The sequence below is a fragment of the Mycobacterium sp. E796 genome, from assembly GCF_001672815.1.
Lineage (GTDB): Bacteria > Actinomycetota > Actinomycetes > Mycobacteriales > Mycobacteriaceae > Mycobacterium.
The window spans coordinates 1-26,368 of record NZ_LZKK01000086.1; the positions used below are offsets into that span (position 1 = coordinate 1).

The window sequence follows — 26,368 nt, forward strand, 5'->3', positions numbered from 1 at the left end:
GAGTCGATGCGCGCCTGGGTGCGCGCGGCCGCCTCCTCGATGCGCATCTTGGGGATGCCGTCGTCGATGGCCTGGGCAACAACCTGTTGGCGCTCGCCATCGACGCCGCCCGGGCCAAGGCCACCGTGGGCGAGATTTCCGACGCGCTGGAAAAGGTGTATGGCCGTCACCAGGCGGAGATCCGTACCATCGCCGGGGTCTACCGTCACGAAGCCGGAAAGGCAACCAACATCGCAACCGCCACGGAACTGGTCCAGAAATTCGCCGAGGCCGACGGTCGCCGGCCGAGGATTCTGGTGGCCAAAATGGGCCAGGACGGCCACGACCGTGGGCAGAAGGTGATCGCGACGGCGTTCGCCGACATCGGGTTCGACGTCGACGTCGGGTCGCTGTTCTCCACGCCCGAGGAGGTGGCCCGCCAGGCCGCCGACAACGACGTGCACGTCATCGGGGTGTCGTCGCTGGCGGCCGGCCATCTGACGCTGGTGCCGGCGCTGCGCGACGCGCTGGCCGCGGTGGGACGGCCCGACATCATGATTGTGGTCGGCGGGGTCATCCCGCCCGGTGACTTCGACGAGCTGTACGCCGCCGGGGCCACCGCCATCTTCCCGCCGGGGACGGTGATCGCCGACGCCGCGATCGGCCTGCTCCATAAGCTTGCCGAGCGGCTTGAATACAAGCTCGATTAGCCGCCCATTGACCAATTGCGTTGGTAATCATGGATTATCACCGGCGCGCCCGAATCATGGTCCGATGGGGGGCCGCGATGCATTCATATCCGGCCATTGAGCGGCGGATATCGCGAATTTCGTAAGCTGTCCTACCGTTTTACCATCGCAGTTCTTTTGAGCCAAATGGTCACATTCTCTACCGCCCTGACCGCGCATGGGCTATTCTCCGGCTAACCTTTGTCGGGAAAGGTGCCGTTATGCCGGTGTTGGCCATTTCTACCTATCCGGCGGACCACTTAATTCCGCGTCGATACCCGCAGCTCACCGACAGGCTCTCGTGGGCTTACGCACTCACCTCGACGTGGGTGATCGGCTGGGTTATTGCCCACATGTATTTCCAGCGGGTCGTCTTTTCCAACGATTTATGGTGGTTGCAGTACTACGTCGGCAATTACGCACCGGGATTCGTTCGACGCGGCCTCGGGGGTGAACTGATCCGCATTATCGCGCCCGGCGACTACTTCGCCGCCGCCTATGCGATCCTGTGGGCGTCCATCGTGGTTTGGTTGATCGCCCTCGCCGTGCTGACGTGGCGGATTCTTACCAGTGGAGCCCGATCTCAACGCAGGGCAATGCTTGCCCTTCTGGTTCCGGTCCTGCCGTTCTCGCTTTCCTACGCCATCTACAGCCCACATCCCGAACTCTTCGGCATGACGGCGCTGCTGGCCTACAGCATCTCTTTCAGCGCGGCAAGAACCGCCCACGCCAGAATGTGCCTCAGCGCCGTTTACGGAATGGCGATAGCCGTGCTGGCGCTCATGCACGAGGCGATTCCACTCGAGTTGGCGCTCGGAGCGGTATTGGCGATCGTCGTGCTAGCGAAGGATTCGGCGCGCGCCACGCAACGAATATGCACGGTCTTGGCGGTCGGTCCGGGGCTCGTGTCAACACTGTTGGTCGCAGGGCTGGGGCGCCGCGATCTCGCTGCGCAGTTGTGTGCCCAAGTTCCGCACGGGCTGATCGAACATCCGTGGGGCGTTTCCACATCGCCGCGCAAAGCGCTCGACTATATGCTCGGTCGGGTCGAGAGCCGGACGGATTTTCACGACTTCATGTGCAATAAAGTGATCCCGATTTTCGACTCCGACACGGCCGGCGCCGTCTACATGGTTTTAAGTTGGGGCTTCTTTCCGCTGCTCGGCGCGTTCGTTCTCGGGCTGGTGTACTTCGCCGGCACCGCCTGGACAATCCGCTATTTCTCCGGTGTTCCGATCCGCACTTTCCTCGGCGAATTGCGCCACAACCTCGTGCTGCCGTTGCTCGGGGCGGCATTGGTGGTTCCGCTCTTTGTCACCGCCGTCGATTGGACTCGGTGGTGGATCTTGATCTCGTTCGACGTGGCCGCCGTGTACTTCCTCTACGCGATCAAGCGGCCGGAGATCGAGCAAGCGCCGTCCAGACGAAGCGTGCGGCTGTTCGTGTACATCGTCCTCGCGCTGGCGTTGCTTCCGACCGGGGCCGCGAACAACGTCGGCGTATGGAGCGTGCACCTTTTCTGAGCCGATGGCCCTATACGCTGGGGGATCGTGTCGGAAATCGAGGCATTGGCCGAGGCGGTCCGTAACGGCGATCGCGCGGCGCTGCCGCGGGCGATCACGCTGCTGGAATCCACCCGCGCCGACCATCGGGAGAAGGCGCAGCAGCTGCTGCTGGAGCTGATGCCCCACTCGGGCAACGCGCGCCGCGTCGGCATCAGCGGGACGCCAGGGGTGGGCAAGTCCACCAGCATCGAGGCGCTCGGCATGTACCTGATCGAGCGGAACCACCGGGTGGCCGTGCTGGCCGTCGACCCGTCGTCGACGCGCACCGGCGGCTCGATCCTCGGCGACAAGACCCGGATGGCGCGCCTGGCAGTGCACCCGGACGCCTACATCCGCCCGTCCCCGACGTCGGGCACCTTAGGCGGGGTGGCCAAGGCCACGCGGGAAACCATCGTCCTGCTGGAGGCCGCCGGGTTTGACGTGATACTCGTCGAGACCGTCGGCGTCGGCCAGTCCGAGGTGGCCGTGGCAAACATGGTGGACACGTTCGTGCTGTTGACCCTCGCACGCAGCGGCGATCAGCTGCAGGGCATCAAGAAGGGCGCACTGGAGCTGGCCGACATCGTCGTGGTGAACAAAGCCGACGGGGAGCACCTGCCCGAGGCGCGCAAGGCCGCGCGCGAACTGTCGGCGGCGATCAGGCTGATACACCCGGGCGAAACGCTCTGGCGGCCACCGGTTCTCACGATGAGCGCGACGGAGGGCACCGGCCTGGCCGAGCTCTGGGACACGATCGAGCGCCATCATCGGGTGCTCTCCGAAGCCGGGGAACTCGACGAGCGCCGGCGAGCCCAGCAGGTCGACTGGACCTGGCAGATGGTCCGCGACACGGTCCTGGACCGGGTGATGTCCAACCCGGGCGTCCGCAAAATCCGCGCGGACCTGGAACGGCAGGTCAAGGCGGGGGAGTTGACGCCCGCGCTGGCTGCCCAGCAAATCCTCAAGGCCGCGTCCGGCTAACGGAAAGGTAAATTAATCACCGTTTTCCCGGCGGAAGGTATGAACTCCACGTAAATTCGATAGCGTGACAATGGAGTCTCGGGTCGCTCGCCGCGCGGTCCCTGTACAGGATGGCCCTGACGCAGGCCATCGTGTGTCCGGCGCGGCGGACCCCCACTTTGCGTGCGTCGTTCGCGCCTTCTCCACGATGTTCCCGGCCCGCCGGTTCGGCGGCGGGGCGCTGGCCGTGTATGTCGACGGCCAACCCGCCGTCGACGTGTGGACCGGCTGGGCCGACCGGCGCGGTCAAGTGCCGTGGTCGGCCGACACCGCGCCCATGGTGTTCTCGGCGACCAAGGGCATGGCCGCCACGGTCATCCACCGCCTGGCCGACCGCGGGCTCATCGACTACGAGGCTCCCGTGGCCGAGTACTGGCCGGAGTTCGGCGCCAACGGCAAAGCCGAGCTCACCGTCCGCCAGGTGATGAAGCACCACGCCGGCCTGTCGGGCCTGCGGGGCGCCACGAAGGAAGACGTGCTGGACCACGTCGTGATGGAGGAACGGCTGGCGGCCGCCCCGCCGGGACGCCTGCTCGGCAAATCCGCCTACCACGCGCTGACGTTCGGCTGGCTGATGTCCGGGCTTGCGCGGGGAGTGACCGGAAAGGGCATGCGCACGCTCATCCGCGAGGAGCTCGCCGAGCCCCTGGGCACCGACGGCATGCACCTGGGCCGGCCACCGGCCGGGTCGCCGACGCGGGTCGCGCAGATCATCATGCCGCAGAATCTCGTCGGCAACCCGGTTCTGTCCTTCGTCACCCGCAAGGTCGCCAACGAGCTGTCCGGCGGATGGCGCTCCATGTATTTCCCGGGCCTGATCGCGGCCGCCCAGGGTGAGGTTCCGCTGCTGGACAGCGAGATCCCGGCGGCCAACGGGGTGGTGACGGCCCGCGCGCTGGCGCGGATGTACGGGGCGATCGCCAACGGCGGCGAGATCGATGGCACCCGGTTCCTGTCGCGGGAGCTGGTCGCCGGCCTGACCGGTCGGCGCAGCCTGCGGCTGGACCGAAACCTGTACGTGCCGTTGGCTTTCCACCTGGGTTACCACAGCCTGCCGATCGGCAACGTGATGCCGGGCTTCGGCCACGTCGGGCTGGGCGGTTCGCTCGGCTGGGCCAACCCTGCCGAAGGGGTGGCGTTCTCGCTGGTGCACAATCGGCTGCTGACACCGTTCGTGATGACCGATCACGCCGCGTTCGTCGGGATCTACAAGCTGATCCGCGACGCCGCCGCCAAGGTGCGCAAGCGCGGCCTGCAGCCGGTGGCCGAGTTCGGGGCGCCGTACGCGGAGCCGGGAGCCGTCGCCGGCTAGGGCTGCCCTCGGCGCACTGAAAACTCCGATGTTCGTATGAGCGGGCCTCGCGCGGTCCCATAATCGGGACCCATGTAGGTAAGTATTCGCCCTTGCCATCCTTCAACCCTTGGGTCGGGTTTGGGGCAACGGGCGGAGGGGGAGTCCCGCATGGTTACTCAGCGCGGAGCCGTCAGCCTCCAGCGGTGGATCGCGTATGCCCCGGAAGATGTTGGCGAGAGCGAGTCGCCGCCGAAAAACGCGCCGTCTGAAGTACCGCGGCCAAGAGGGATGTTCCCCCTGCTGGCCGCGGTCGCCTGCACGGTCTTCGGTGCCAAGCTCATCGTCATTTGGGCGCTCGGTTCACCGATGCCCTTCTTCGATCAGTGGTACGGGGAAGCAGCGAACCTGTACTCGCCGTACCTGAAGGGCGCACTTGCCTGGGCCAACCTTTTCGCCCCGCACAATGAACACCGCATCTTCGTATTTCGCGTTCTCGCACTCGCGCATTTGGAACTGGCGGGCGAGTGGAATACACGCCTCGAAATGATCTTTGGCGCGATCATCCATACCGCGATGATCACCTGGCTGGCGGCATTGCTCCTGCCGTTGGTCGCGGTGCGATACCGCATGCTCCTGGCGGGCTTCGTCGCACTTCTGTTTGCGCTTCCGATCGGTTACGAGAACACGTTGTCGGGGTTTCAAAGCCAGGTGTACCTCATGTTGTTCTTCGGTGTCGCGGCCCTGGTTGCATTCACTGCGGCGCAGCCGTTCTCCGCACGCTGGTTTTGTGGGTTGGGGGCCGCGATCCTCAGTTATCTTTCCTTTGGCTCAGGTCTGGCCACAACTCTCGCGGCTGGCGCGCTCGTGTGTTTGCAGCTGGCGACCAACGCACGGCAGAGGTGCGCTCGCGAATTTGCCGGCGTTGTCGTCCTGGCATCGATCGCCCTGGCGATGATCGTGTGGGCAATGTCGAGCGGGCATCCGATCGGCACGCCGTGGATGTTCATCCAGGGATTGTTGCTTGTCGGCGGCCAGGCGATCGTCGGATTGCTTCCGACGGTCTGGTTCTGTCATCACACGTTGGCGAGGCGTCCTGCGTTAGCCGACCGTGCGTGGCTAATAGTCGGAATTAGCGGGTGGGTGGCGATCCAGCTTGTGCTTCTCGCCTACGGCCGCGGACCCGCTATGGCAGTGCGCTACATGGACCTGATCCTGCTCGTCTATCCCGTGGGGCTAGCTGCGGTGTTCGCGCTCTCCGAGACGGCGCGCGCCTCGCGGGTCGGCCGGTATGCGGGCTCGGCCGCCACGGTTTGGGTATTCGTCGTTGTAGCCGCCTTCACGGTGCTGGGCTGCGTGTCGGTGATCGGGGCCATCGGCTGGGGACAAGCGACCCGTCAACAGGAAGTCAACGTCCAGGCCTACCTCGCCACACGGAACCTCAACGATCTCAAGGCAAAGGGCGGGCATCCCCAGATGTTCGACGTTTCCTACCCGCCGCAACAGCTGGCAGGTCTTTTGGAAGATCGAGATATCAGGGCGATACTGCCGCACCAATTCCGACCCGCCGACGCCGACAATGCGGGAGTTCGCAACCGCTTGCTGCTCAAGGGACGACTCGCTAGCGGCACCGCTACGACGGTTCACTTTCTACTTGCGATCGCGCCCGCATTGCTGGCGCTGGGGATTGGTTTGTTCTTCGCGCCCGGCGCAAGAAGGGGCCTGCAAACCCAGCGACAGTGACAGCGGATGCCGTTGGCTTGCACCAGGATTGGGCCGCTGTGACGGATGGGTGTCCAAGGCATCCCAGGACCGGCGTCCCGGACTTACGGGCGTGTTGTCGCGTGCGCCGTCTGCGAGTTGAAGAACCACCGATCCAGGATCAGGAAGCGGCCGACCCAGACGACGCCGAACCCGAGCACCTGCACCAGGAACACGGCGGCACCATGGAGGGGCGTCGTCTCACCGGCCATCGCACCATCGACGAGAGAAGTGAAAAGGGTTGCCAATGCGACCGCGAGCATCACGACCAGCCAGAACACGATCACCTGTTTGCGCAGGTGCTCGGCCGACGTCACCCGCCAGACGAAGTGCTTGTTGGCGAAGAAGTTGGGAACGGTGACGATGGCCGCCGCAAGGAGCGACGCGGCCGTGTAGCTGTTGAGCCACAGCCCCATGACCTGGATCAGGCCCTGGCCAATGGGCAGAAAGGCGGCCGCTACAGCCGCGTAGCGTAGCTTTTTGCGCGTTCCGACCGCCTGGGCGTCCGCAACCGCGCCCCCCGGGACCTGCATGGTGAGAAAATTACCCGGGGACTCTCCGCCGCGGGCTGAAATCGGCGGAACTCAGGCGGGGAAAGGCTTCCGGCGTTAGCCGAGTCCTCAGCGGCAATATGCGTCGAATGTCATTCACATACTTTTCAGACGAAATTCAACCTGCGGGCATACTTGTGCCGCTGCCAGAGGCGCTGCGCCTCAAGGCTTCCGACGCTGTCGCGGCCGCGCCGGGGCTCCGGCCCTATTGATATTTGCCGGAAACGCCGCATGGTTGCCCGCGATCTCGTACGCTCCAACCAACGGAACCACGTTAGTTAAACGAGCTTGTGGTTGTTCAACCCGTGGGGGGCTAAGCAAGGAGCGGAGGGGCTTTCGAATGGCAGCTCAAACCGATAAACGCATCTGCATCATCGGCGGCGCCGGGCACGTCGGGTTGCCACTGGCGCTCGTGCTCGCAGACGAGGGTTTCCACGTCGACATTCTCGACACGAACGCCAAAGCGCTGAAAACGATCATGGCCGGCCGGATGCCGTTCGTCGAAAACGGGGCCCAGGATCTGCTCAAGCGGCTGTTGCCCACCGGACGTCTCTCGGCGACCACCGATTCGTGGGCGGTCAGGAATTCCGACATCGTGATCTGCGTCGTCGGGACGCCGGTGGACGAGTACCTGACACCGCAGGCGCACACGTTCTTTCGGATCATCGACGAGGTCAGTCCGTACTTTCATGACGGCCAGACGTTGATCCTGCGCAGCACCGTATACCCGGGACTAAGCCAGCGCGTCCACGACTTGTTCTCCGAGCGCGGGGTCGGTGTTCACGTCACCTTTTGCCCCGAGCGCATCGCGCAGGGCCACTCCATCCGGGAGCTGAGGGAGATTCCACAGATCATCAGCGGGTTCGACGCCGAAGGGCTCCGGATCGTCCGCGAGCTCTTCTCGCGGATTACCAGCGACATCATCGAGGTCGAGCCCCAGGAAGCCGAGCTGGCCAAGCTGTTCTGCAATGCTTACCGCTACATCCAGTTCGCGGTCGCCAACCAGTTCTACCTGCTCAGCCGCGAGGCCGGCCTCGACTTCGGCCGGGTCCATCACGCGGCCACGTACAAGAACGGTCGCGTCGACAGCTTGCCCAAGGCGGGGCTGGCGGCGGGGCCCTGCCTGCTGAAGGACACCATGCAGCTCGCCGCCTTCAGCAACAACAACTTCATGCTTGGACACTCGGCCATGCTGATCAACGAGGGCCAGCCGCAGTTCATCGTCAACATGCTCAAGCGCCGGGTCAATCTGCGTGACAAGACGGTTGGGCTCCTCGGCATGACGTTCAAGGCTGATTGTGATGACACGCGCGACTCGCTCAGCTTCAAACTCCGGCATCTCCTGATGCTCGAGGCCAAACAGGTGATGCTGCACGATCCGTACCTCGATGGCCCGGAATACTACGCACTCGACGTCGTGTTGGGCCGTGCCGATGTCATCGTCATCGGTGTGCCGCACTCGATCTACCGCGGTCTGCATATTCCCGAAGACAAGATTGTCGAGGATGTCTGGGGCTGCTTGGAGGTCAAGCAGCCTGAACCGGACGCGCCGAACGGAGCGCCGCTGGCGACGCTGAGCATGGGAACCCCGGCCCCGTGAAAGTTCTCGTGACTGGTAGCGCGGGATTCATCAATGGGTACGTTGTCGACGAGCTGCTGCGCGCGGGCCACGAGGTCGTCGGCGTGGACAATTACTCGAAATATGGCAAGGTCAAGAAAAGTTACGACGATCACCCGCGGTACCACTTCGTCGAGGGTGACGTCAAAGACCTAGACCTGATGTTCCAGCTGATCGAGGGCTGTGAGCAGATGGTGGCCAGCGCGGCCCGCATCGGCGGCATAACCTATTTCCACGAGTACGCCTACGATCTGTTGGCCGAGAACGAACGCATCGCCGCCGCCCATTTCGACACCGCCATCTACGCGTACCGCAAGGGCTGGCTCAAGAAGATCAATGTGATCAGTTCCTCGATGGTGTTCGAAAACGCCACTGTTTTCCCCACTCCGGAGAAACACATCACCGAATGCCCGCCTCCGACAAGCACTTACGGCTTTCAGAAGCTGGCCTGTGAGTACTTTGCGCATGGCGCGTATGAGCAGTATGGCCTTCCGTACACGATCATCCGCCCGTTCAACTGTGTGGGCACTGGCGAACAGCGGGCACTGGGTGGCCGCGAAATCCCAAGCGGTAATGTCAAACTCGCCATGAGTCACGTCGTGCCCGACCTCGTTCAGAAGGTGGCGAAGGGCCAGGACCCGCTGCGCATCCTCGGCGATGGCACCCAGGTGCGGCACTACACCTACGGCGGCGACCTCGCCCGCGGCATTCGGACATGCATGGAGCATCCGGCCGCGCTGAACGGGGACTTCAACCTCTCGACGCCCGAACCCACCACGGTATTGGAGCTGGCGGAGGCGATCTGGAAGAAGATGCGTCCCGGCACTCCGTTTCGCTATGAAAGCGACCCGCCTTTCGAGCACGACGTCCAGTTGCGCTCACCGGACGTTCACAAGGCTTCCGAGGTTCTGGGCTTCGAGGCGGCGACACCGCTCGATGCCATGCTGGACGAGGTCATTCCCTGGATCGTCGACGCCGTCGAGGCGGGGACCATCTGACGTGGATCGTTTGCCACTATTGGAACGTGATGCACATCGCGGGTGAACCCGACCTCCAGCAGCTCTATCGCAATCGCTTCGGCCACGCCCGAGAGTCCCGGTCGGCCATCTGGGCCGTATTGGTGCGGGACTTTTTCCAGGCGCGGATCAAGCGCAGCGACACGGTGCTGGACCTTGGGTGTGGTTACGGCGAGTTCCTGAACCACGTGCGTGCGACGCGTCGGGTCGGGGTCGATCTGAACCCGGACAGCGCGGCCATGCTCGATCCCGGGATCGAGTTTCATCACGGTCGCGCCGACGACCTCGGGTTCCTCGAGGATGACTCGGTAGACGTCGTCTTCACGAGCAACTTCTTAGAGCACATGCAAGGCAAAGATGAGGTCGAGCGGACGATCGCCGAGGCCCGCCGGGTGCTCAAGCCGGGTGGGCATCTCATCGCGATGGGGCCGAACATCCGTCTGGTCCCGGGTGCCTATTGGGATTTCTGGGATCACACCGTGCCGATCAGCGATCGCTCTCTGATCGAGCTGCTGGAGGCCAGCGACTTCGAGATCGTGGAGAGCTACGACCGGTTTATGCCGTACACGGCGTCCTCGTCGTTGCCGCAGGCTCCGATTTTGGTGCGCCTGTATCTACTGTTGAGGCCGGCATGGCGAATCTTGGGCAAGCAGTTCGTGATTCGCGCTCGGAAGCCCGGATCCGGGTCCGAGACGGGTGATCAGCGTCTGGTAAGCGTGGTCATCCCGGTCTACAACGAGGGCGAGAACATTCAGGCCTGCATCAGGAGGCTTACCGAGGCGTTGGCGGAGACCCCGCACGAACTGCTCGTCTGTTATGACTTCGATGAGGACGACACGCTGCCGGCGCTGGCCGCGATGCCCGACAAGCCCGCCACCGTGCGGTTGGTTCGCAACTCGATCGGAAAGGGCGTGGCCAACGCGCTGATCGCCGGCTTCGGGGCCGCGCGTGGTGACGTCGTGGTCACCAGCATGGCCGACCTGTCGGATCCGCCCTCGGCGATTCCGTTGATGGCGGCCAAGATTCGTGAAGAGGGCGCAGCTGTGGTCAGCGGGTCGCGGTATATGCGCGGCGGTAGCCAGCGTGGCGGCCCCAGGTTGAAGACGCTGATATCGCGGACCGCGGGGCTCAGCCTGCACTACGTGGGCGGCATCCCGACTCACGACGCCACCACGAACTTTCGCGCCTACAGCCGCCGTTTTCTCGACGACGTTCCGGTGGAGAGTGAGCGAGGATTCGAGGTGGGGCTCGAGCTCACCACGAAGGCTCACCTCCTGGGTTATCGCGTCGATGAAGTCCCGAGCAGCTGGGAGGACCGAACCGCCGGCACAAGCAGGTTCGACCTGGTCGGCTGGTTGCCCGCCTACTTGCATTGGTATGGGTTGGCCATGCGGGGTCCCATGTTGCGCTGGACGGGCGGCGGGCTGGCATCGCTCGGGGCGCTTGGGCTGCTGCGGCGGTATCGCGGAGGCGATCTTCGGCCAGGGGTGACGCGAAAGAAATTGCCGCCACGATGAATCTGGATTGACCGGGGGACGTCATTCGATGGGCGAACAGGACAAATTGGTGCTGGACCCAGCAGGCGGAAGCTCCCGACCCGAGCCCACCGCGCCCGCTGCAGACGATCATGGCCAGACCACCGCGCAGCCGGCGGACGAACCGCGACGCCCGCGCGGCATGGTGGCGCTTATGGCGGCGGTCGCCTGCACGGTCGCCGGTTCCCGGTTGATTGTCATTTGGGCGCTCGGTTCGCCGGTGCCGTTGTTGGATCAGTGGAATGGGGAAGGCCAGAAAGTCTACGGACCGTATCTTCGGGGGACACTGGCCTTCGCCGACCTCTTCGCCCCACACAACTCACACCGCATTTTCATTTTTCGGCTGCTCTCACTAGCCCATCTCGAGCTGGCCGGCGAGTGGAACACGCGCCTGGAGATGATTTTCGGTGCGCTCGCGCTCACCGCCGTGGCCACCTGGCTCGCGGCATTGCTGATGCCCCTCGTCGCGCCGCAATGCCAGTTGCTTCTGGCCTGTTTCGTCGCATTCGTGTTTGCGTTTCCGATCGGCTACGAGAACGCGCTATCCGGGTTTCAGTCAATGGTGTACATCTCGTTGCTTTTTGCCGTCGCGGCGCTGGTTGCTTTCGCCACCGCGGAGGCGTTCTCCTTACGATGGTTCGGCGGATTGGCGGCCGCAGTCCTCAGTTGCCTGTCTTTTGCGGCAGGTGTGTCCACGGTTCTGGCTGTCGGTTTACTGGTGGGGCTGCAGCTGGCAACCAGGGTCAGGAAGCGGAGCGGTCGTGAGCTCGCAGCCGTCGTCGTTATTGCATCAACCGCTGTCGCGACGATCCTCTGGGAGGCATCGGACGCGAATCCGTTGTCCACTCCGTGGACCTTCATCGAGGGATTGGTCCTGTTCACCGCGAGGATTATCCTTCCAATGATTCCGACGGTTTGGTTCTGTTGGCACACGCTTACAACGCGCCCGGCGATCTCTGACCGCGCCTGGGTAGCGGTAGGAATCGCTGGGTGGGTTGTCATCCAGGTTGTACTGCTCGCATACGGCCGTGGAAACCTGGTGGCGCCACGCTATTTGGACATGCTCCTGCTCGCCTACCCACTCGGGCTGGTGGGCGTGCTAACCCTTGCCGGCCAAGTGCAGGCCAGGCGGCCCGGCCGAGTAGCGAGATCCTTGACGGCAACGTACGTGTTCTTCCTCGTAGCGATCGTCGCAGCGATGGGCAACGTGGGAGTGCTCGGATCGATCAAATGGTCCGAAGCGGCACGCCAACAGGAGGTCGAGGTGAAGGCCTATCTCGCCACCAACGACCTTGACCACCTCAAGCCAAAGGACGGCCCGGGTCTTGAGGCGCAACTCTATTTCCCCACGCAGCAGCTAGCCGAGATTCTGGCAGACCCGGATGTCAGGGCGGTCCTGCCGCCACAATTCCGCCCCCCTGGCGCCGACATCGCAACGGCGCGAAACCGAATGTGGCTCAAGGGATCTGTTGCTGAGGGCACGGCCGCCGCGGTTCATGTCATGCTTTCGATCGGGCCCGTGTTGCTGGCGTTGGGGGTCAGCTTGTTCTTCGCTGTCGCAGCGCGACGGAGCCTTGCAGGTGCTGAGGGCGGCGTCGTTGTGACGTCGGCGATCTAGGGTTTCAACGTTGTGTCGTCGTCATCTCGCCGTGAAAGGGCCGCCGGACGGCGGTTGCGGTCGGGCGGGCGTCGACGGTTCGGATCGACGGTGACTCCGGAACCTGCCGCTGAAGTACTATCCTTACCACCTTGTTATGGAGACGATGAGCATTCAACGGACGAGCAGGTTCCTTCCGATCAAGGAAAAGAACTTCGTCGAGACCCGTGCCCCCGAATTCCGATCGGCCGGCGCATCGCAGGCGATTGATCCGCAAACGAGGCAAACAGGAGCTTAATATGGCCACACCGCCAACCGCGACGATGGAATGTCGATTGTGCGGCGAACCCGCCGCCGTCGAGTTTCTCAACCTTGGACAGCAACCGCTGGCGAATAAATACCCGACGGAAGCTCAATTCGCCGCGGAGGAGTTCTTCCCCTTGCAGGTGTTCTTCTGCCCGACGTGCAAGAACGTCCAACTCGGCACGATCATCTCGCGCGAGAGGATGTTCGAGGACTACTACTATCTGTCCTCGGTTAACCGCGCTCTGGTGAACCATTTCGAGGACCTGGCGCAGAAACTCGCGTCGGCGAATTTCGTGGTCGACGTCGGCTCCAACGACGGGGTGCTGCTCAGGCCGCTGCAGAAGTTAGGCGTGAAAGCGCTCGGCGTCGAGCCTTCGATCAACGTCTCGAAGATCGCGAACGACGAAGGCCTGGAAACGCTGACGTCTTTCTTCGACATGGCGGCCGCCGAAGCCATCGAAGCATCCCATGGCAAGGCGGACGTCATCGTCGCCAGCAGCGTCTTCACCCACCTCGAGGATCCGAGTGGATTCATCGAGACCGTGAAACGGCTGCTGACGGACGACGGAACGTTCATCGTCGAGGTCGAATACATCGGATCCATTCTGGCCACCACGCAGTTCGAGCGGTTCTATCTGGATCGGATTTTCTACTACTCACTCACATCGCTGGCGAAGTTGTTCGAGGCGCACGGCATGTTGATCGCCGACGTGCGGGAGATCACGCCGCACGGCGGCTCGCTGCAGGTGTTCGTGCAACGAGCGGGCCGGCAATCCCCCTCCGATGCGACGGTGCGATTCCTCGCGCGCGAGGAAGAGGAGTTGACCCTGGAAACGTTGCAAGAGTTCCGGCGCAACGTGGATATCCAAATGGCCGCGTTCAAAGACCGACTGGCGGAATACCGGCAAGCCGGCCTGCAGGTCGCCGGCTACGGTTCGCCCGCCCGCGTGGCGACGATTTGCAATTACGGCAAGATCGGGCCCAGCGAAATCCCGTTCACCGTCGACGACAGCCCCTTGAAGCAGAACAAGTTCACCCCTGGCACGCACATCCCGATCGTTCCCAAGAGCTACCTGGACGAACACAAGCCCGACGTCCTCGTCGTCTTCGCATACGAATACATCGACGACATCAAGAAGAAGACCGACGGGGCGTACCGCTATTTGAAGCCCATCCCACCGACAGACCTGACATAGCAGAAAGTTCCTTGTATGCCTGAACATTTCATCGTCCGCCGCGACACCGAGGCGATCATCCGGGGCCTCGGTGACGATGCCCACCGCTTGTCGGGAAAAACCGTACTGCTGAGCGGCGGTGCGGGCTTCCTCGGCAAGCACTTCCTGCGGGTGTTCAAGCGGCTCAACGACACGATCCTCGAAGAGCCCGTGCGGGTGCTGTCGGTCGACAACTTCATCACGGGCGACCCGAGCACCTCTGAGCGCGACGAGAACATCGCCGAGGTGTGGGCCGATGTCACCTATCCGCTGCCGGTGCGCGAAGACATTCACTTCATCATGCATGCGGCCGGCCTGGCTTCGCCGGTCTACTACATGAAGTATCCGCTCGAAACCATCGAAAGCGCGGTGTCGGGCATCGAGAATCTGCTCAAGTTGGGGCGCCAGAACCCGTCGCTGGAAGGGTTCTTGTTCTTCAGTTCCAGCGAAATCTACGGTGACCCCGATCCCCGGTTCGTCCCAACCCCGGAGACCTACCACGGTCACGTCTCGAGCGTCGGCCCCCGCGCTTGCTACGACGAGTCCAAACGACTCGCCGAAACGATCGCGACGGTTTATCACCAGAAGTACGGCTTACCGGTGACGATCGTCAGGCCGTTCAACGTGTTTGGGCCCGGGATGAAGCACAACGATCGACGCGTCGTTCCGATGTTCACCTATCAGGCGCTGAATGGCGAGGCGATTCCGGTGCACGGGGACGGACTGCAGACGCGAACGTTCTGCTACATCACGGACGCGATCACCGGCTTTCTGAAGGTGCTACTCAGAGGACGCCCCGGCGAGCCGTACAACATCGGCAATGCCGCCAACGAAATCTCGATGCTGAATCTGGCCGAGCTGTACGGAAAGCTCGTCCCCGGCTCGACATTTCAGCGCATCGAGTATCCCGACACCTACCCGGCGGGCGAGCCGCAGCGACGCTGCCCGGACCTCACCAAAGCGCACGAGCAGTTGGACTATCAACCGCAGGTGGATGTCGAAGACGGGCTCGCGCGATTTGTCGACTGGGCCAAAGACCAGCCGTCTTACCGGAAGGGCGCATGCGAGTCGGTGTAGTCGGCCGCGGCAAATGGGGCACGAACATTGTCCGCACGCTGGCGGCGATGCGCGATGTGGAGGTACTTGACGAGTCGAAGAACATCGACCTCGTTCTTCGGCAGCGGCCCGATGGGGTTCTGATTGCGACACCGTCGGCGACTCATGCGGAAGTCGCGATCCCGTTCATCGAGGCGGGCGTGCCGACGTTCATCGAAAAACCGATGGCAACGACGGTCGCCGATGCGGTCCGCATTCACCAGGCGGCGTTACGTTCCGGCGCACCCGTTGTCGTGGGGCACGTGCAGTTGCATAACCCCGCGTTTCAGGCCGCGAAGAAACTCCTGCCCGAAGTCGACACCGTGCAGGCCGTGTTCTGGGAGGGAATGAACCACCAACCGCGAACCGACTCGTCGGTGTTGTGGGACTGGCTTCCCCATGGTCTTTCGATGGCGCGGGCGCTATTCGACGCCAATCCCACTTGCGCGCAGGCCTGGGGCGCGGGCGAGCCGTCACGGTACACGTCCGCGATCGCCAGGTTTGTCATCGGGGACGTCCCGTTCTTCGCGACCGCCAGCTGGACCTCGCCGGTGAAGCGCCACCGCATGACGGTTATGGGCGAGCAGAACGCGCTCATCTTCGATGACACCGCGGAGCGAAAGCTTTCGCTGCACAACTCCGGTGGCACGTCGTACCCCGCCTACGGTGACGAACCGCCCCTGACGGGCGAACTTCGGGCGTTCATCGGCGCGTTGGAAGCGGGGGCGGTGGACACGACCCCGCTCGAAAGCGAGGTTGCGATCGTGCGGGCGATCGGTGCCGCGGAGGAGTCCGCCCGAAATGACGGAAGGCTGGTCGCGATCGACGAGTCTTTCGCGACCGACTGATTCCCGCATGGGCCTCGCCCGCGTGCGGCAGTATGGGCGGCGACCGTTCGGGACACGAAGGGGGTCATGTTGAAGGTTTCGGTGATCGGGTGCGGCTACGTCGGCCTCGTCACGGGCGCGTGCCTGGCCGACAGCGGCAACGACGTGGTCTGCGTCGATATCGATCAGGAGAAGATCGACCTGCTGCTCGCCGGCGGGGTCCCGATCTTCGAGCCTGGCCTGGCGGAGCTGATCGCCCGGAACCGGGAGAGCGGGTTGATCGACTTCACGACCGACACGCGCCGCGGGGTCGAGCACGGGGACGTGATATTCATCGCCGTCGCGACGCCCATGAGCGAAACCGGCGAGGCCGATCTCTCCTACGTCTATTCCGTGGCGGATGACATCGGGACGTACCTGGATCGCTACAAGGTCGTGGTCGACAAGTCGACCGTCCCGGTCGGCACCTCCGACGAGGTTCGGGCGATCATCGGCAAAAAGGCGAAGCACGAGTTCGACATCGTCTCCAACCCCGAGTTCCTCAAGGAGGGAACGGCGATCGCCGACTTCATGAAGCCCGACCGGGTGGTGATCGGCGGTGACTCGAAACGCGCGCTCGACATCATGCGAGAGGTCTACGAGCCGTATCTGCGCACCTTCAATCCGTTGATCACCATGGACATTCGAAGCGCCGAGATGACGAAGTACGCGGCTAACTGCTTCCTCGCCACCAAGATTTCCTTCATCAACGAGATCTCAAACCTGTGCGAGAAGGCCGGCGCCGACATTTCTGCGGTGCGGGAGGCGATCGGCGCGGACCGGCGCATTCGCTACGAATTCCTGTTCCCGGGGGTCGGCTACGGCGGCTCGTGCTTGCCGAAAGACGTTCGGGCGCTTATTCACACCGGCGCCAGCCTGGGCGCGGACATGGGCCTGCTCCGGGCAGTCGACGAGGTGAACAGCGGGCAGAAAGCCACCCTGGTTTCGAAAATCGTCGCCCATTTCGGTGGCCAGTCGCCGGCGACGACCCTCGAGGGTCTGCGCTTCGGGCTCTGGGGCCTCAGCTTCAAGCCCCAGACCGACGACATGCGCGAGGCGCCTTCGATCGTCATCGCGAGCCGGTTGGTCGAACTGGGGGCGACCGTGCGGGCCTTCGATCCCGAAGCGACCGTGCAAGCCAAAAAGGCGCTCGGCGATTCGATCGAGTACGCCGGCAACATGTACGAGGCCGCAGAGGACGCCGACGCGTTGCTCCTGGTCACCGAGTGGAAACAGTTCCAGCGCCCGTCGTGGCAGCGCCTCAAGTCGGTGATGCGAGGCTGCGTCGTATTCGACGGCCGGAACATCTACGATCCAAAACGCCTGCGGGCGGAGGGCTTTGAGTACTACGGCATGGGCCGAAACTGAAACTTAGGAGAATAGATGAGAGCCCTCGTCGCCGGCGCCGCCGGCTTCCTGGGATCCCACCTCTGTGACCGTCTTCGCCGCGACGGCATCGAAGTCCTCGGGCTCGACAACTTCTCTACGGGCACGCGCGAGAACATCAGGCACCTCGAGGACGACCCGGACTTCGACTTCGTCGAGCACGACATCAACCGCCCGCTGGACGCAGCGGCGGTGGGTGCCCTCGACGTCATCTATAACATGGCTTGTCCCGCATCACCGCTCACTTACCAGCGTGATCCCCTCTTCACCCTCGAGACCAACTACGTCGGGGTGCGCAACCTTCTCGAACTGGCGCGCGACACCGGCGCGATCATCCTGCAGTCCTCCACCAGCGAGGTCTACGGGGATCCACTGGTCCACCCTCAGGTCGAGGGGTATTGGGGCAACGTCAACTGCTTCGGCGTGCGGAGCTGCTACGAAGAGGGCAAGCGAGTCGCGGAGACGCTGATGCTCGAGTACGCGCGCCGCTACGGCCTCCGGATCAAGGTCGTCCGCGTGTTCAACACCTACGGCCCGAGGATGGACCCCGAGGATGGCCGAATCATTTCCGCCTTCATCGTCCAGGCGCTGCGGGGCGAACCGATCACGATTTTCGGGGACGGCACCCAGACGCGCTGCTTCTGCTACGTCGACGACCTCGTGGACGGGCTGGTGCGGATGGCCGCGAGCGACGCCGCGTTCACCGGACCCGTCAACCTGGGCAGCCCGGCGGAACTCACCGTGCTGGAGGTCGCCGACGCTATCAAGAAGATGACCGGATCCCCTTCGGATACCGTGTTTTTGGCGCCGAGACCAGACGACCCGCGCAGGCGCAAGCCGGACATCAGCCTCGCCGATTCCGCGCTGGATTGGCGTCCACGGTTCTCCTTCGAGGAGGGGATCGCGCGGACCATCGAGCATTTCAAGGCCGGCTTGGGCTAGTCCTCGAGCTGATAGAAGACCGTGTTGGCGGTCTTGGCGATGGGCTGGTAGCCGACGGACGCAAGGAATGACGAGACGGGCCCCTGCAGCACTTCCTCCATGGTCGTCCCAACGCTTTCCGCGAGAACGTAGGTGGGCCGAAAGGTCGACCAGTCGTTGGATCTGAGGGCCTCCAAATCCCTGCCTTCGACGTCGACCGTCAAGAAGGACGGTAAGTTCTCGCGAGGCAATCGACCGCGCAGCACTTCTTCGAGCGGCGACACGTGAACATCGATGATCTTTTCGATCTTGTACGGACCGACGTCGCGGCTCTCCGACAGCTCTCGATCGAACGAGTTGAGCGCGGGCTCGTTGAACACATAAAACGGAATCGTGGCCGTTTCAAGCCCGATGCCGGCCTCGATGTTCGTGTCGCGGGGTCGGTACTTGTCGAACAGGCGCATCGAGCCGGGCATGGCGTCGATGTTCACACCGCGCCATCCGCGGCGATAAAACAGAAAGGTGTTGGAGAACCGGATCGGATGGTGGGCGCCGACGTCGACGTAAAAGCCCTTCGGCGCCGACGCCAACAGTCGGTCGAGAATCCGGTCCTCGCCTTCCTGGGAATAGGAGCGCACCCCCTTGATCAATCTCGCTCTGTCCACTGCGTCCGCCACCATCGTTCTCGACGCTCGCAGCGGCCGCCTGAGTGATCCAAATTTCTCTGTCATGGTGCGTCGGAGCCTACCGGGGACATGCCTGACAGGATGGCGATCTGGTCGGGGTCCGGGCCGATGATGGTGAGCGGCTGGGCTTTTCCAGTCGATAAGCCAGCCGGCAGCCTTGACGGAGCCTCGGCGACTTCTATAGGGTCAGCACTCGTTTCGAGGACAAGCGCCTCCCGGGGGAATAATCCGCATTTGGCTGACGCCCCCCGGAGTCGCCGCAAGGATGGGGCTGTGACAACGACGCTCCCGGTCATCTTCATCATCTTCAACAGGCCGGACACCACAAGGCAGGTCTTCGAGACGATCAGAGCCGCGAAGCCGCGGAAGCTCCTGGTGATCGCCGATGGCCCCCGGGCTAACAGGCCCGGCGAAGCCGAGAAGTGCGCGGCGACGCGCGCAATCATCGACGGAGTCGACTGGGACTGCGAAGTCCACAGGAACTTCTCGGAAACGAACCTGGGCTGCGGCCGCCGGGTTTACACCGGCATAACCTGGGCCTTCGAACTCGTCGACAAGGCGATCATCGTCGAGGACGACTGCATGCCGTCCGCATCCTTCTTCGACTACTGCGCCGAGTTGCTCGATCGCTACGAGAGCGACGAGCGCGTCATGATGATCTCCGGGAACAACCATCTACTCGGACGCGCCGAGACGGCCGAGAGTTATTACTTCTCGCGGTATGCGCATCTGTGGGGCTGGGCCACCTGGCGGCGAGCCTGGGCGAAGCACGACCCCAACATGACGCACTGGCCCGAGATCAGGGATAGGAAGCTCTTCGATCAGTACCTTCCGGCGCAGAGCGAGCGCTACCGCTGGGAGTCCGCCTTCCAGGGCGTTTATGACGGCAAGATTGACACCTGGGACTATCAATGGGTCTACAGCATTTGGGCGAACGCCGGCCTTTGCGCCGCTCCTGCCCGGAACCTGGTGCGAAATATCGGCATGGACCACGCCGAGGCGACACACACGAAGGGGGAGACCGTTTACTCCTCACTGGGCGCCGAGGAGCTTGACCTGCCGCTGACCCATCCTGCGACCGTTCTGGCGAGCTCGGACAAAGACGAGCTGGACGCACGGCTCTGGCAGGCTCACTTAACGGCTCTGCCGTATTTCTTGACTAATGCCGCCGCCGCGCTCAAGCTTTTCGTCACACGGGTGACGCGGCGTGCCCGGAATCGCTGGGCCGCGCGTCGCGCACCGTAGCGCGAATACGTCAGCCGCCGACCGCTTTTCGCCTCGAGGGCAGTTTTCGGCGAATCATCTCCTTGGCCGATGCCCCGATGAACCTCGGCAGCAGCTTCTTGAACTCCTCGTCCTCGCGGTGACTCAGCCCGGACAGGTCGTTGTAGTCCGCGACGACGATGTCCATGTACCGGGTGACCAGCGCCGGATTGGAGAAGCAGCGGATATTGAAGTCCCAGTCGGCCCAAAGCCGGTAGCGCAGGTTGTAGGGTCCGATGCCGGCGAAGAGTTCGCGGCGGTAGAAGATCGCCTGATGGCAGATGTTCTGCTCGAACAGCAGACGATCGAGGTCGAAGGCGCCGGCAAAACGTGACGACTTCGAGCGCAGGATCACGTCGCCGTACACCAGGTCACTGTGCTCGTGTTCACCGATGAAGGCGGCCACCCGCGCCAGGGTGTCCGTCGCGTGCAGGGTGTCGTCGGCACCCAGGAAGAGTAGCCAAGCGCCCGAGGCCAACTCGACACCGCGGTTCATGGCGTCGTAGGGGCCCTGATCGGGACCGCTATGAATGACCAGACGCCCGTCGAGGCTGGGGGAGTAGCCGCTGGCGATGTCGGTGGTTCCGTCCGTCGAGCCGCCGTCGACCAGCACAAGCTCGTAGTCGTCGCAGGTCTGAGAGGTGATGCTGGCGAGGCAGGCCGGCAGGGTCGTCGCCACGTTGAACGTGGGGACAATGATCGAAAACTGTCGTGTTGCAGTCATTTCCTGACCGTGGCGGCGTTCTCGCGATACCACGCGACCGTTGCCTCGATGCCGTCGCGCAGTGCGATCGCGGGCTGCCATCCGATGTCCCGCAACACCGAAACGTCGAGCAGCTTGCGTGGTGTTCCGTCGGGCTTGGTTGGGTCCCAACGGGTTTCGCCGTTGTAACCCACCGCCGTGGCGACCATCTCGGCGATCTCGCTGATGGTGTGGTCCACGCCGGTACCCACGTTGACCTGAGTCGGCCCGTCGAAATGCTCCAGCAGGTACAGACATGCGCTCGCGAGATCGTCGACGTGCAGCAACTCGCGCCGGGGGGTTCCGGTACCCCAGTTCGTCACTTCCGGTGCGCCACTGGCTTTGGCCTCCTCGTATCTTTGGATGAGCGCCGGCAGCAGATGCGACCCGGACGGCGAGAAATTGTCGCTGGGTCCATACAGATTGGTGGGCATCGCCGAGATCCATGGCAGGCCGTGCTGGCGCCTGACCGCCTGCACCTGAAGGATGCCGGCGATCTTGGCGATCGCGTAGGCGTCGTTCGTCGGCTCCAGCGGCCCGGTCAGCAGCGCGCTTTCGGTGATGGGCTGCGCGCTGTATTTCGGGTAGATGCAAGAGGACCCGAGAAACAGCAGCCGCGGCACGCGCGCGGCCACGGCCGCGTCGAGCAGGTTGACCTGAATCTGGAGGTTTTCCGATAGGAAGTCGGCGGGATAGGTGTTGTTCGCCATGATGCCCCCGACCCTGGCCGCGGCGTCAATGACGACCTGGGGCCGTGATTCGACGATGAAGTCGAAGGTCGCGGCGCGATCCGTCAGGTCGAGTTCGGCGCGAGATCGCACCAGGAGATTGGTGAATCCCGCTTCCTGAAAATGCCGTAGTAGCGCGGACCCGACCAGCCCGCGATGTCCGGCGATATATACCGGGATCCCGCGGTCGAGCTCGCCGATTGATGTGTCCGCGCTCATGTCCGACCGGCGAGCGTCGGCTTGTCGATCCACGGCTTGCCCTCGCACTCCAGCGCCGCGATGTCGGCGTCCACCATGAGCCTGGCCAGTTCGCCGGTGTGAACCGACGCCGTCCAACCAAGCGTTTCGGCCGCCTTCGACGCGTCGCCGATGAGCGCATCCACCTCGGTGGGTCGCAGATAGCGCTCGTCAAACTTGATGTGTTGCTCCCAATCCAGGCCGGCGTGCTCGAATGCCGCCTGCGCGAACTCCCGCACGGTGTAGCCGCGTCCCGTCGCGAGAACGAAGTCCTCCGGTTCCGGAGCCTGCAGCATCCGCCACATGCCTTCGACGTACTCCGGCGCGTACCCCCAGTCGCGCACCGCATCCAAATTGCCCATGAACAGCTCGGATTGAACACCCGCCTTGATGCGGGCCACGGCCCGGGTGATCTTTCGGGTGACGAATGTTTCGCCGCGCCTGGGGGATTCGTGGTTGAACAAGATGCCGTTGACCGCGAACAATCCGTACGCTTCCCGGTAATTGCGAGTTGCCCAGTACGAGTAGACCTTCGCCGCACCGTACGGCGAGCGCGGATAGAACGGCGTCAGCTCGTTCTGGGGTGGCGGCGACGCGCCGAACATCTCCGACGACGACGCCTGGTAGAAGCGGCAGTGCACCTTGGAAAGCCGGACCGCTTCGAGTAGTCGCATGGATCCCATGCCGGTGGTGTCGCCGGTGTGCACGGGTTCGTCGAAACTGACGCGCACGTGCGACTGCGCAGCGAGGTTGTACACCTCGTCGGGTTCGATGGTGCTGAGCAAAGTAACGAGGCGGGTTCCGTCGATGAGGTCCCCGTAGTGCAGGAACAACCGAGCATCCGGGTCGTGCGGATCGACGTAGAGGTGATCGATCCGTGAGGTGTTGAACGTGGAGGCTCGACGTATCAGCCCGTGGACCTCGTAGCCCTTGCTGAGCAACAGTTCGGCAAGGTAGGAGCCGTCCTGTCCCGTGATTCCAGTTATGAGCGCTCGCTTCACCAATTTCTCACCTCTGTCGATCCAGACCTCTCCCCGAATCTCATGGATCGTGGGGCCTACTGACCCTACTCCGCCGCCGCGGCCAGGCACTGCCGTCGCTTCATATTAGAGGGCGAACGCACCGCTAGTCGGTGGTACAGCTGCGTATTCGTCAGGGCAAACCTGCGACGGACGGGCGCCCGGTTGGATAGATTGTGGAGACGATCGATCGCCAGGTATGCCCCGGTCGCCGGTCGTGTCGTCGGGCCGGGAGGGAGGGTATGCACGTGCGGTGCCGAATTTGCGATTCCGCTACCAAGATCGCGTTCGATCACAAGGTGCTCGGCAAGCACGATTGCCACTACTACTATTGCGCCGGCTGTGGCGGTCTGCAGACCGAAGAGCCCTACTGGTTGGACGAAGCCTATGACAGTCCCGTCGCGTCCGCGGACACCGGGATTCTCGTGCGCAACCTCGACCTTGCGCGAGTGACGTCGCTGGTCTTGTTTTTCCTGTTCGACCGCCGTGGTCGCTTCCTCGACGCCGCCGGAGGCTACGGCATCTTCACCCGTCTCATGCGAGACATCGGCTTCGACTATTACTGGGCGGACAAATACAGCCCTAACCTGCTCGCGAGGGGCTTCGAGATGGTCGAGGGCGCGGACCCGCCTTACACGGCGGTCACCGCCTTCGAAGTCATGGAGCACCTCCCGGACCCGGTGGCCTTTGTCGATGAGATCCTGACGAGCACCGGTACCGATACGATCATCTTTTCCACCGAACTGTTTGCTGGGGAGCCTCCCGCTCCTGATGACTGGTGGTACTACTGCTTCGCCACGGGGCAGCACATCAGCTTCTATCAGAAGCGGACGCTGGAGCTGATCGGGCAGCGGTTCGGCATGCGCCTGTACAGCTCGGGGATGTATCACATCTGGACACGAGCGAAAATCAACCCGTTGGCCCTGCGTTTCCTCATGTCACCGCGTGTTTCAGGGCTCCTGCACTGGTTGCCGCGGCGCGCCCTTGCCTCCAGGGTGATGACCGACCACGAGCGGCTGATGGCGGCCGTTCGGGGCTAGAAAGTCGCCTGGGCGCCGCCTTGCGAACGCGGCCTACAGCACGTCGCGATAGATCCGCGCCGTCGCCGCGGCGCAGTCGTCCCACGAAAACGCCTCCAGCCGGGCGCGGCCACGCGCCCGCAGATCCGCCTGCAATTCGTCACTTGTCACGACGCGCTCCAGGGTTGCCCGCAGGTCCTCGACGCTATTGGGATCGAAGTACGCGCCGGCTGACCCGACCACCTCCGGGATTGGGCCCGAATCGCTGCACACGACCGGACATCCGTAGCTCATGGCCTCGAGCGGAGGAATCCCGAACCCCTCGTACTTGGACGGATAGATGAACGCGGTAGCCGACCGGTAGCGAGCGACGAGCTCACGGTCCGACCCAGACTCGAACCGCACCCTGTCGGAAACACCGAGTCTCTCAACCTCTTCGACCTCTTCGGGCGCGACAGCCCTTCCGCCGAAAGCGATGAGATCGAATTCCCTCAGTATCGGAGAGCTGGCGAACGCCTGCAGCAGAGCCGCGAAGTTCTTGTAGCCGTAGCGATTTCCCACATAGAGAAGCGACGGCCGGTCGGCAGGTTCTTGCTCGCCAGGCGACTCCACGTCCACCGAATAGCCCAGGTGGACAACGCTCGTGCGCGCCGGGTCGATGCCGAAGAGACGTACCAGGTCTCCGCGGGTGTTTTCGGAAATGCAGATCACGTGGTCGGCCCGATTGACGGCGGCTCGCTTTGCGGCGGTCGCCTGTGCGGCGTCGGGGAACTCGTCGGCGAACAGCTCGTGGATCATGTCGTAGACGGTCACGACGCGACGGCGGGCCCTGCCAACGGGTTTGATGGCGTAGTAGGTCTCGTGCAGGATGTCGGGGTTTGCCTTCCGCAATGCGATGGGAGCGGCGAACTTGTTCACGACGCCCACAACACGTTCGGTGTCTTTGAAGGCGTCCGGCACATACCTGCCACGCGTGAAGCTACGGGCGGAATCGGCCGTCAGATAGTTGTTGACGTATAACGGAGCCACGATGGACACCTCCGACACGCCGTGGGCGGGTAGTCGGCGAGCCAGCTCGAAAAAATAGCGCGAGATGCCGCCGTACCGCTGGATAGAGAAGATCTGGTGGTCGAAAGCGACCTTCACCGGTGCTCACTCAAAGCCCACTCGGCCTCTACCATGGCCTTGACGACATCAGGCATCCGGTACGTCGGCGACCAGCCGAGGATTTCGCGGGCCCTAGAGGCATCGCCAAGCCCTTCTGCAAGATCCGTAGGCCGCATCAGGGTCTCAGAAAGGTCCGTATGTTCGCGCCAGTCGAGTCCGACCTGGGCGAAAGCCGTCTCCGCAAACTCTTCGAGAGTGTGGCTTTCGCCAGTCGCGATCACGAAGTCCGATGCGGTGGACTGCTGCAGTATGCGCCACATTGCGTCCACATATTCCGGGGCCCACCCCCAATCTCGCTTGATACGAACGTTGCCCAGCGTCAGACGCGAGCGTTCACCCTTAGCGATGCGCACCGCCGCAGCGACGATCTTCTTCGTCACGAAACGTTCAGGGCGCAAGGGGGATTCGTGGTTGAACAGCACGCCGGTGCTCGCGTGCAGCCCGTATGCGTCCCGGTAATTGGCGACGAGCCAATGCGCCGTTGCCTTGGCCACCGCGTAGGGACTACGGGGATGAAATGGCGTGTCTTCTTTCGCTGCGCGGCCTCCCGTATCCCCGAAGCACTCGCTAGATCCGGCGTTGTAGAAGCGGATCGGTTCGTCGAGAAAACGTATCGCTTCAAGCAGATTTAGCGTCCCCGCGGCGATGCTTTCGAGCGTTTCCACCGGTTGCTCGAAGGATAGGCCTACCGAGCTTTGCCCGGCCATGTTGTAGACCTCTTGGGGGGCGGTCCTGCGCAGCACGGTCAGGACGCTGCGAAAATCATTCGCTGCCATGGACTCCAGGTGCACGCGGTCCCGAATGCCGAGCCACGTGAGATTGGCGAATCCGCCGATCTGTGCATCGCGTGATGTGCCCCACACCTCATAACCCTTGTCGAGGAGCAGGCGCGCCAGGTACGCGCCGTCCTGACCTGAGATGCCGCAGATCAGCGCTCTCATGCCGCCCTCCTCATTTTCCTGGCGCGGATACCCATGAGCATGGCGGTTTTCGCACGGTACTAGTCGCCATTGGCCCCTATTGAACCACCCACATAGCAATCACCCGAACGTGCGGATAAGTCGTGGCCGGGCGGCGCA

The 26,368-nt window shown here is 63.3% G+C and carries 23 protein-coding genes; 16 read left to right on the forward strand and 7 right to left on the reverse strand.

Going from position 1 to position 26,368, the window contains the following annotated elements; translation table 11 throughout:
* The 5 genes from A5706_RS07375 to A5706_RS07395 all read left to right on the forward strand — a co-directional run.
* Positions 1-689 (forward strand): cobalamin-dependent protein (locus tag A5706_RS07375; protein ID WP_231985100.1); only part of this gene is annotated, 689 nt, incomplete at its 5' end.
* A 239-nt stretch (positions 690-928) separates the two neighbouring features.
* Positions 929-2,230, forward strand: coding sequence for a hypothetical protein (locus A5706_RS07380; RefSeq protein WP_068128676.1), 1,302 nt, complete (start codon positions 929-931; stop codon positions 2,228-2,230).
* A gap of 27 nt (positions 2,231-2,257) precedes the next feature.
* Positions 2,258-3,232 carry a methylmalonyl Co-A mutase-associated GTPase MeaB gene (meaB, locus tag A5706_RS07385; protein ID WP_231985102.1) on the forward strand — a complete coding sequence of 325 codons (975 nt, stop codon included), beginning with the start codon at positions 2,258-2,260 and terminating at the stop codon, positions 3,230-3,232.
* Between the two features lie 70 nt (positions 3,233-3,302).
* Entirely contained in the window at positions 3,303-4,583 is a 1,281-nt protein-coding gene (locus tag A5706_RS07390) for a serine hydrolase domain-containing protein (protein ID WP_369831819.1), read from the forward strand.
* A gap of 150 nt (positions 4,584-4,733) precedes the next feature.
* Complete coding sequence (locus A5706_RS07395) at positions 4,734-6,305, forward strand: hypothetical protein (RefSeq protein ID WP_156767002.1); 1,572 nt, start codon at positions 4,734-4,736, stop codon at positions 6,303-6,305.
* Between the two features lie 83 nt (positions 6,306-6,388).
* Here the strand turns inward: A5706_RS07395 and A5706_RS07400 are convergent, their stop codons facing one another.
* The gene (locus A5706_RS07400; protein WP_068128684.1) at positions 6,389-6,856 is read right to left on the reverse strand and encodes a hypothetical protein; all 468 of its coding nucleotides are present in this window, start codon (positions 6,854-6,856) and stop codon (positions 6,389-6,391) included.
* Positions 6,857-7,214: 358 nt separating this feature from the next.
* Here A5706_RS07400 and A5706_RS07405 point away from each other — a divergent pair, with 358 nt between their 5' ends.
* From A5706_RS07405 to A5706_RS07445, 9 genes are all read left to right on the forward strand, one after another.
* On the forward strand, positions 7,215-8,474 hold the full coding sequence (locus tag A5706_RS07405) for a nucleotide sugar dehydrogenase (RefSeq protein ID WP_068128686.1): 1,260 nt from the start codon (positions 7,215-7,217) through the stop codon (positions 8,472-8,474).
* A gap of 8 nt (positions 8,475-8,482) precedes the next feature.
* Positions 8,483-9,490, forward strand: a complete 1,008-nt coding sequence (locus A5706_RS07410; RefSeq protein WP_231985108.1) for an NAD(P)-dependent oxidoreductase — start codon at positions 8,483-8,485, stop codon at positions 9,488-9,490.
* 29 nt (positions 9,491-9,519) lie between these two features.
* Entirely contained in the window at positions 9,520-11,025 is a 1,506-nt protein-coding gene (locus tag A5706_RS07415; RefSeq protein WP_068128690.1) for a glycosyltransferase, read from the forward strand.
* A gap of 28 nt (positions 11,026-11,053) precedes the next feature.
* On the forward strand, positions 11,054-12,661 hold the full coding sequence (locus A5706_RS07420) for a hypothetical protein (protein WP_068128691.1): 1,608 nt from the start codon (positions 11,054-11,056) through the stop codon (positions 12,659-12,661).
* A 278-nt stretch (positions 12,662-12,939) separates the two neighbouring features.
* The gene (locus A5706_RS07425; RefSeq protein ID WP_197517773.1) at positions 12,940-14,142 is read left to right on the forward strand and encodes a class I SAM-dependent methyltransferase; all 1,203 of its coding nucleotides are present in this window, start codon (positions 12,940-12,942) and stop codon (positions 14,140-14,142) included.
* Positions 14,143-14,157: 15 nt separating this feature from the next.
* Positions 14,158-15,237, forward strand: coding sequence for an NAD-dependent epimerase/dehydratase family protein (locus tag A5706_RS07430; protein ID WP_068128693.1), 1,080 nt, complete (start codon positions 14,158-14,160; stop codon positions 15,235-15,237).
* Entirely contained in the window at positions 15,222-16,103 is an 882-nt protein-coding gene (locus tag A5706_RS07435) for a Gfo/Idh/MocA family protein (RefSeq protein WP_068128694.1), read from the forward strand. The genes A5706_RS07430 and A5706_RS07435 overlap by 16 nt, the downstream gene beginning before the upstream one ends.
* Before the next feature lie 66 nt (positions 16,104-16,169).
* Complete coding sequence (locus A5706_RS07440; RefSeq protein ID WP_231985104.1) at positions 16,170-17,489, forward strand: UDP-glucose/GDP-mannose dehydrogenase family protein; 1,320 nt, start codon at positions 16,170-16,172, stop codon at positions 17,487-17,489.
* 15 nt (positions 17,490-17,504) lie between these two features.
* Entirely contained in the window at positions 17,505-18,449 is a 945-nt protein-coding gene (locus tag A5706_RS07445; RefSeq protein WP_068128697.1) for a UDP-glucuronic acid decarboxylase family protein, read from the forward strand.
* Here the strand turns inward: A5706_RS07445 and A5706_RS07450 are convergent.
* Positions 18,446-19,093, reverse strand: coding sequence for an FkbM family methyltransferase (locus A5706_RS07450; protein ID WP_197517774.1), 648 nt, complete (start codon positions 19,091-19,093; stop codon positions 18,446-18,448). The two genes, A5706_RS07445 and A5706_RS07450, sit on opposite strands and share 4 nt — an antisense overlap.
* A gap of 294 nt (positions 19,094-19,387) precedes the next feature.
* Between A5706_RS07450 and A5706_RS07455 the strand changes: the two genes are divergently transcribed.
* Positions 19,388-20,359 carry a methyltransferase type 11 gene (locus tag A5706_RS07455; RefSeq protein ID WP_231985106.1) on the forward strand — a complete coding sequence of 324 codons (972 nt, stop codon included), beginning with the start codon at positions 19,388-19,390 and terminating at the stop codon, positions 20,357-20,359.
* 10 nt (positions 20,360-20,369) lie between these two features.
* On the opposite strand, the gene A5706_RS07460 is transcribed toward A5706_RS07455, so the two are convergent.
* The 3 genes from A5706_RS07460 to gmd are packed head-to-tail and all read right to left on the reverse strand — an operon-like array spanning position 20,370 to position 23,085.
* Complete coding sequence (locus tag A5706_RS07460) at positions 20,370-21,101, reverse strand: glycosyltransferase family 2 protein (protein ID WP_068128700.1); 732 nt, start codon at positions 21,099-21,101, stop codon at positions 20,370-20,372.
* Complete coding sequence (locus A5706_RS07465; protein ID WP_068128703.1) at positions 21,098-22,066, reverse strand: GDP-L-fucose synthase; 969 nt, start codon at positions 22,064-22,066, stop codon at positions 21,098-21,100. Before A5706_RS07465 ends, A5706_RS07460 begins: the two co-directional genes overlap by 4 nt.
* Positions 22,063-23,085, reverse strand: a complete 1,023-nt coding sequence (gene gmd / locus A5706_RS07470) for a GDP-mannose 4,6-dehydratase (protein ID WP_068128705.1) — start codon at positions 23,083-23,085, stop codon at positions 22,063-22,065. Before gmd ends, A5706_RS07465 begins: the two co-directional genes overlap by 4 nt.
* A 260-nt stretch (positions 23,086-23,345) precedes the next feature.
* On the opposite strand from gmd, the gene A5706_RS07475 reads away from it, so the two are divergent.
* Positions 23,346-24,143 (forward strand): class I SAM-dependent methyltransferase, encoded by a 798-nt coding sequence (locus tag A5706_RS07475; protein WP_068128707.1) that lies wholly within the window; start codon positions 23,346-23,348, stop codon positions 24,141-24,143.
* Between the two features lie 33 nt (positions 24,144-24,176).
* Here A5706_RS07475 and A5706_RS07480 read toward each other — a convergent pair whose 3' ends face one another.
* Complete coding sequence (locus A5706_RS07480; RefSeq protein WP_068128710.1) at positions 24,177-25,268, reverse strand: glycosyltransferase family 1 protein; 1,092 nt, start codon at positions 25,266-25,268, stop codon at positions 24,177-24,179.
* Entirely contained in the window at positions 25,265-26,230 is a 966-nt protein-coding gene (locus A5706_RS07485) for a GDP-mannose 4,6-dehydratase (RefSeq protein WP_068128712.1), read from the reverse strand. The genes A5706_RS07480 and A5706_RS07485 overlap by 4 nt, the downstream gene beginning before the upstream one ends.
* Between the last annotated feature and the right edge of the window lie 138 nt (positions 26,231-26,368).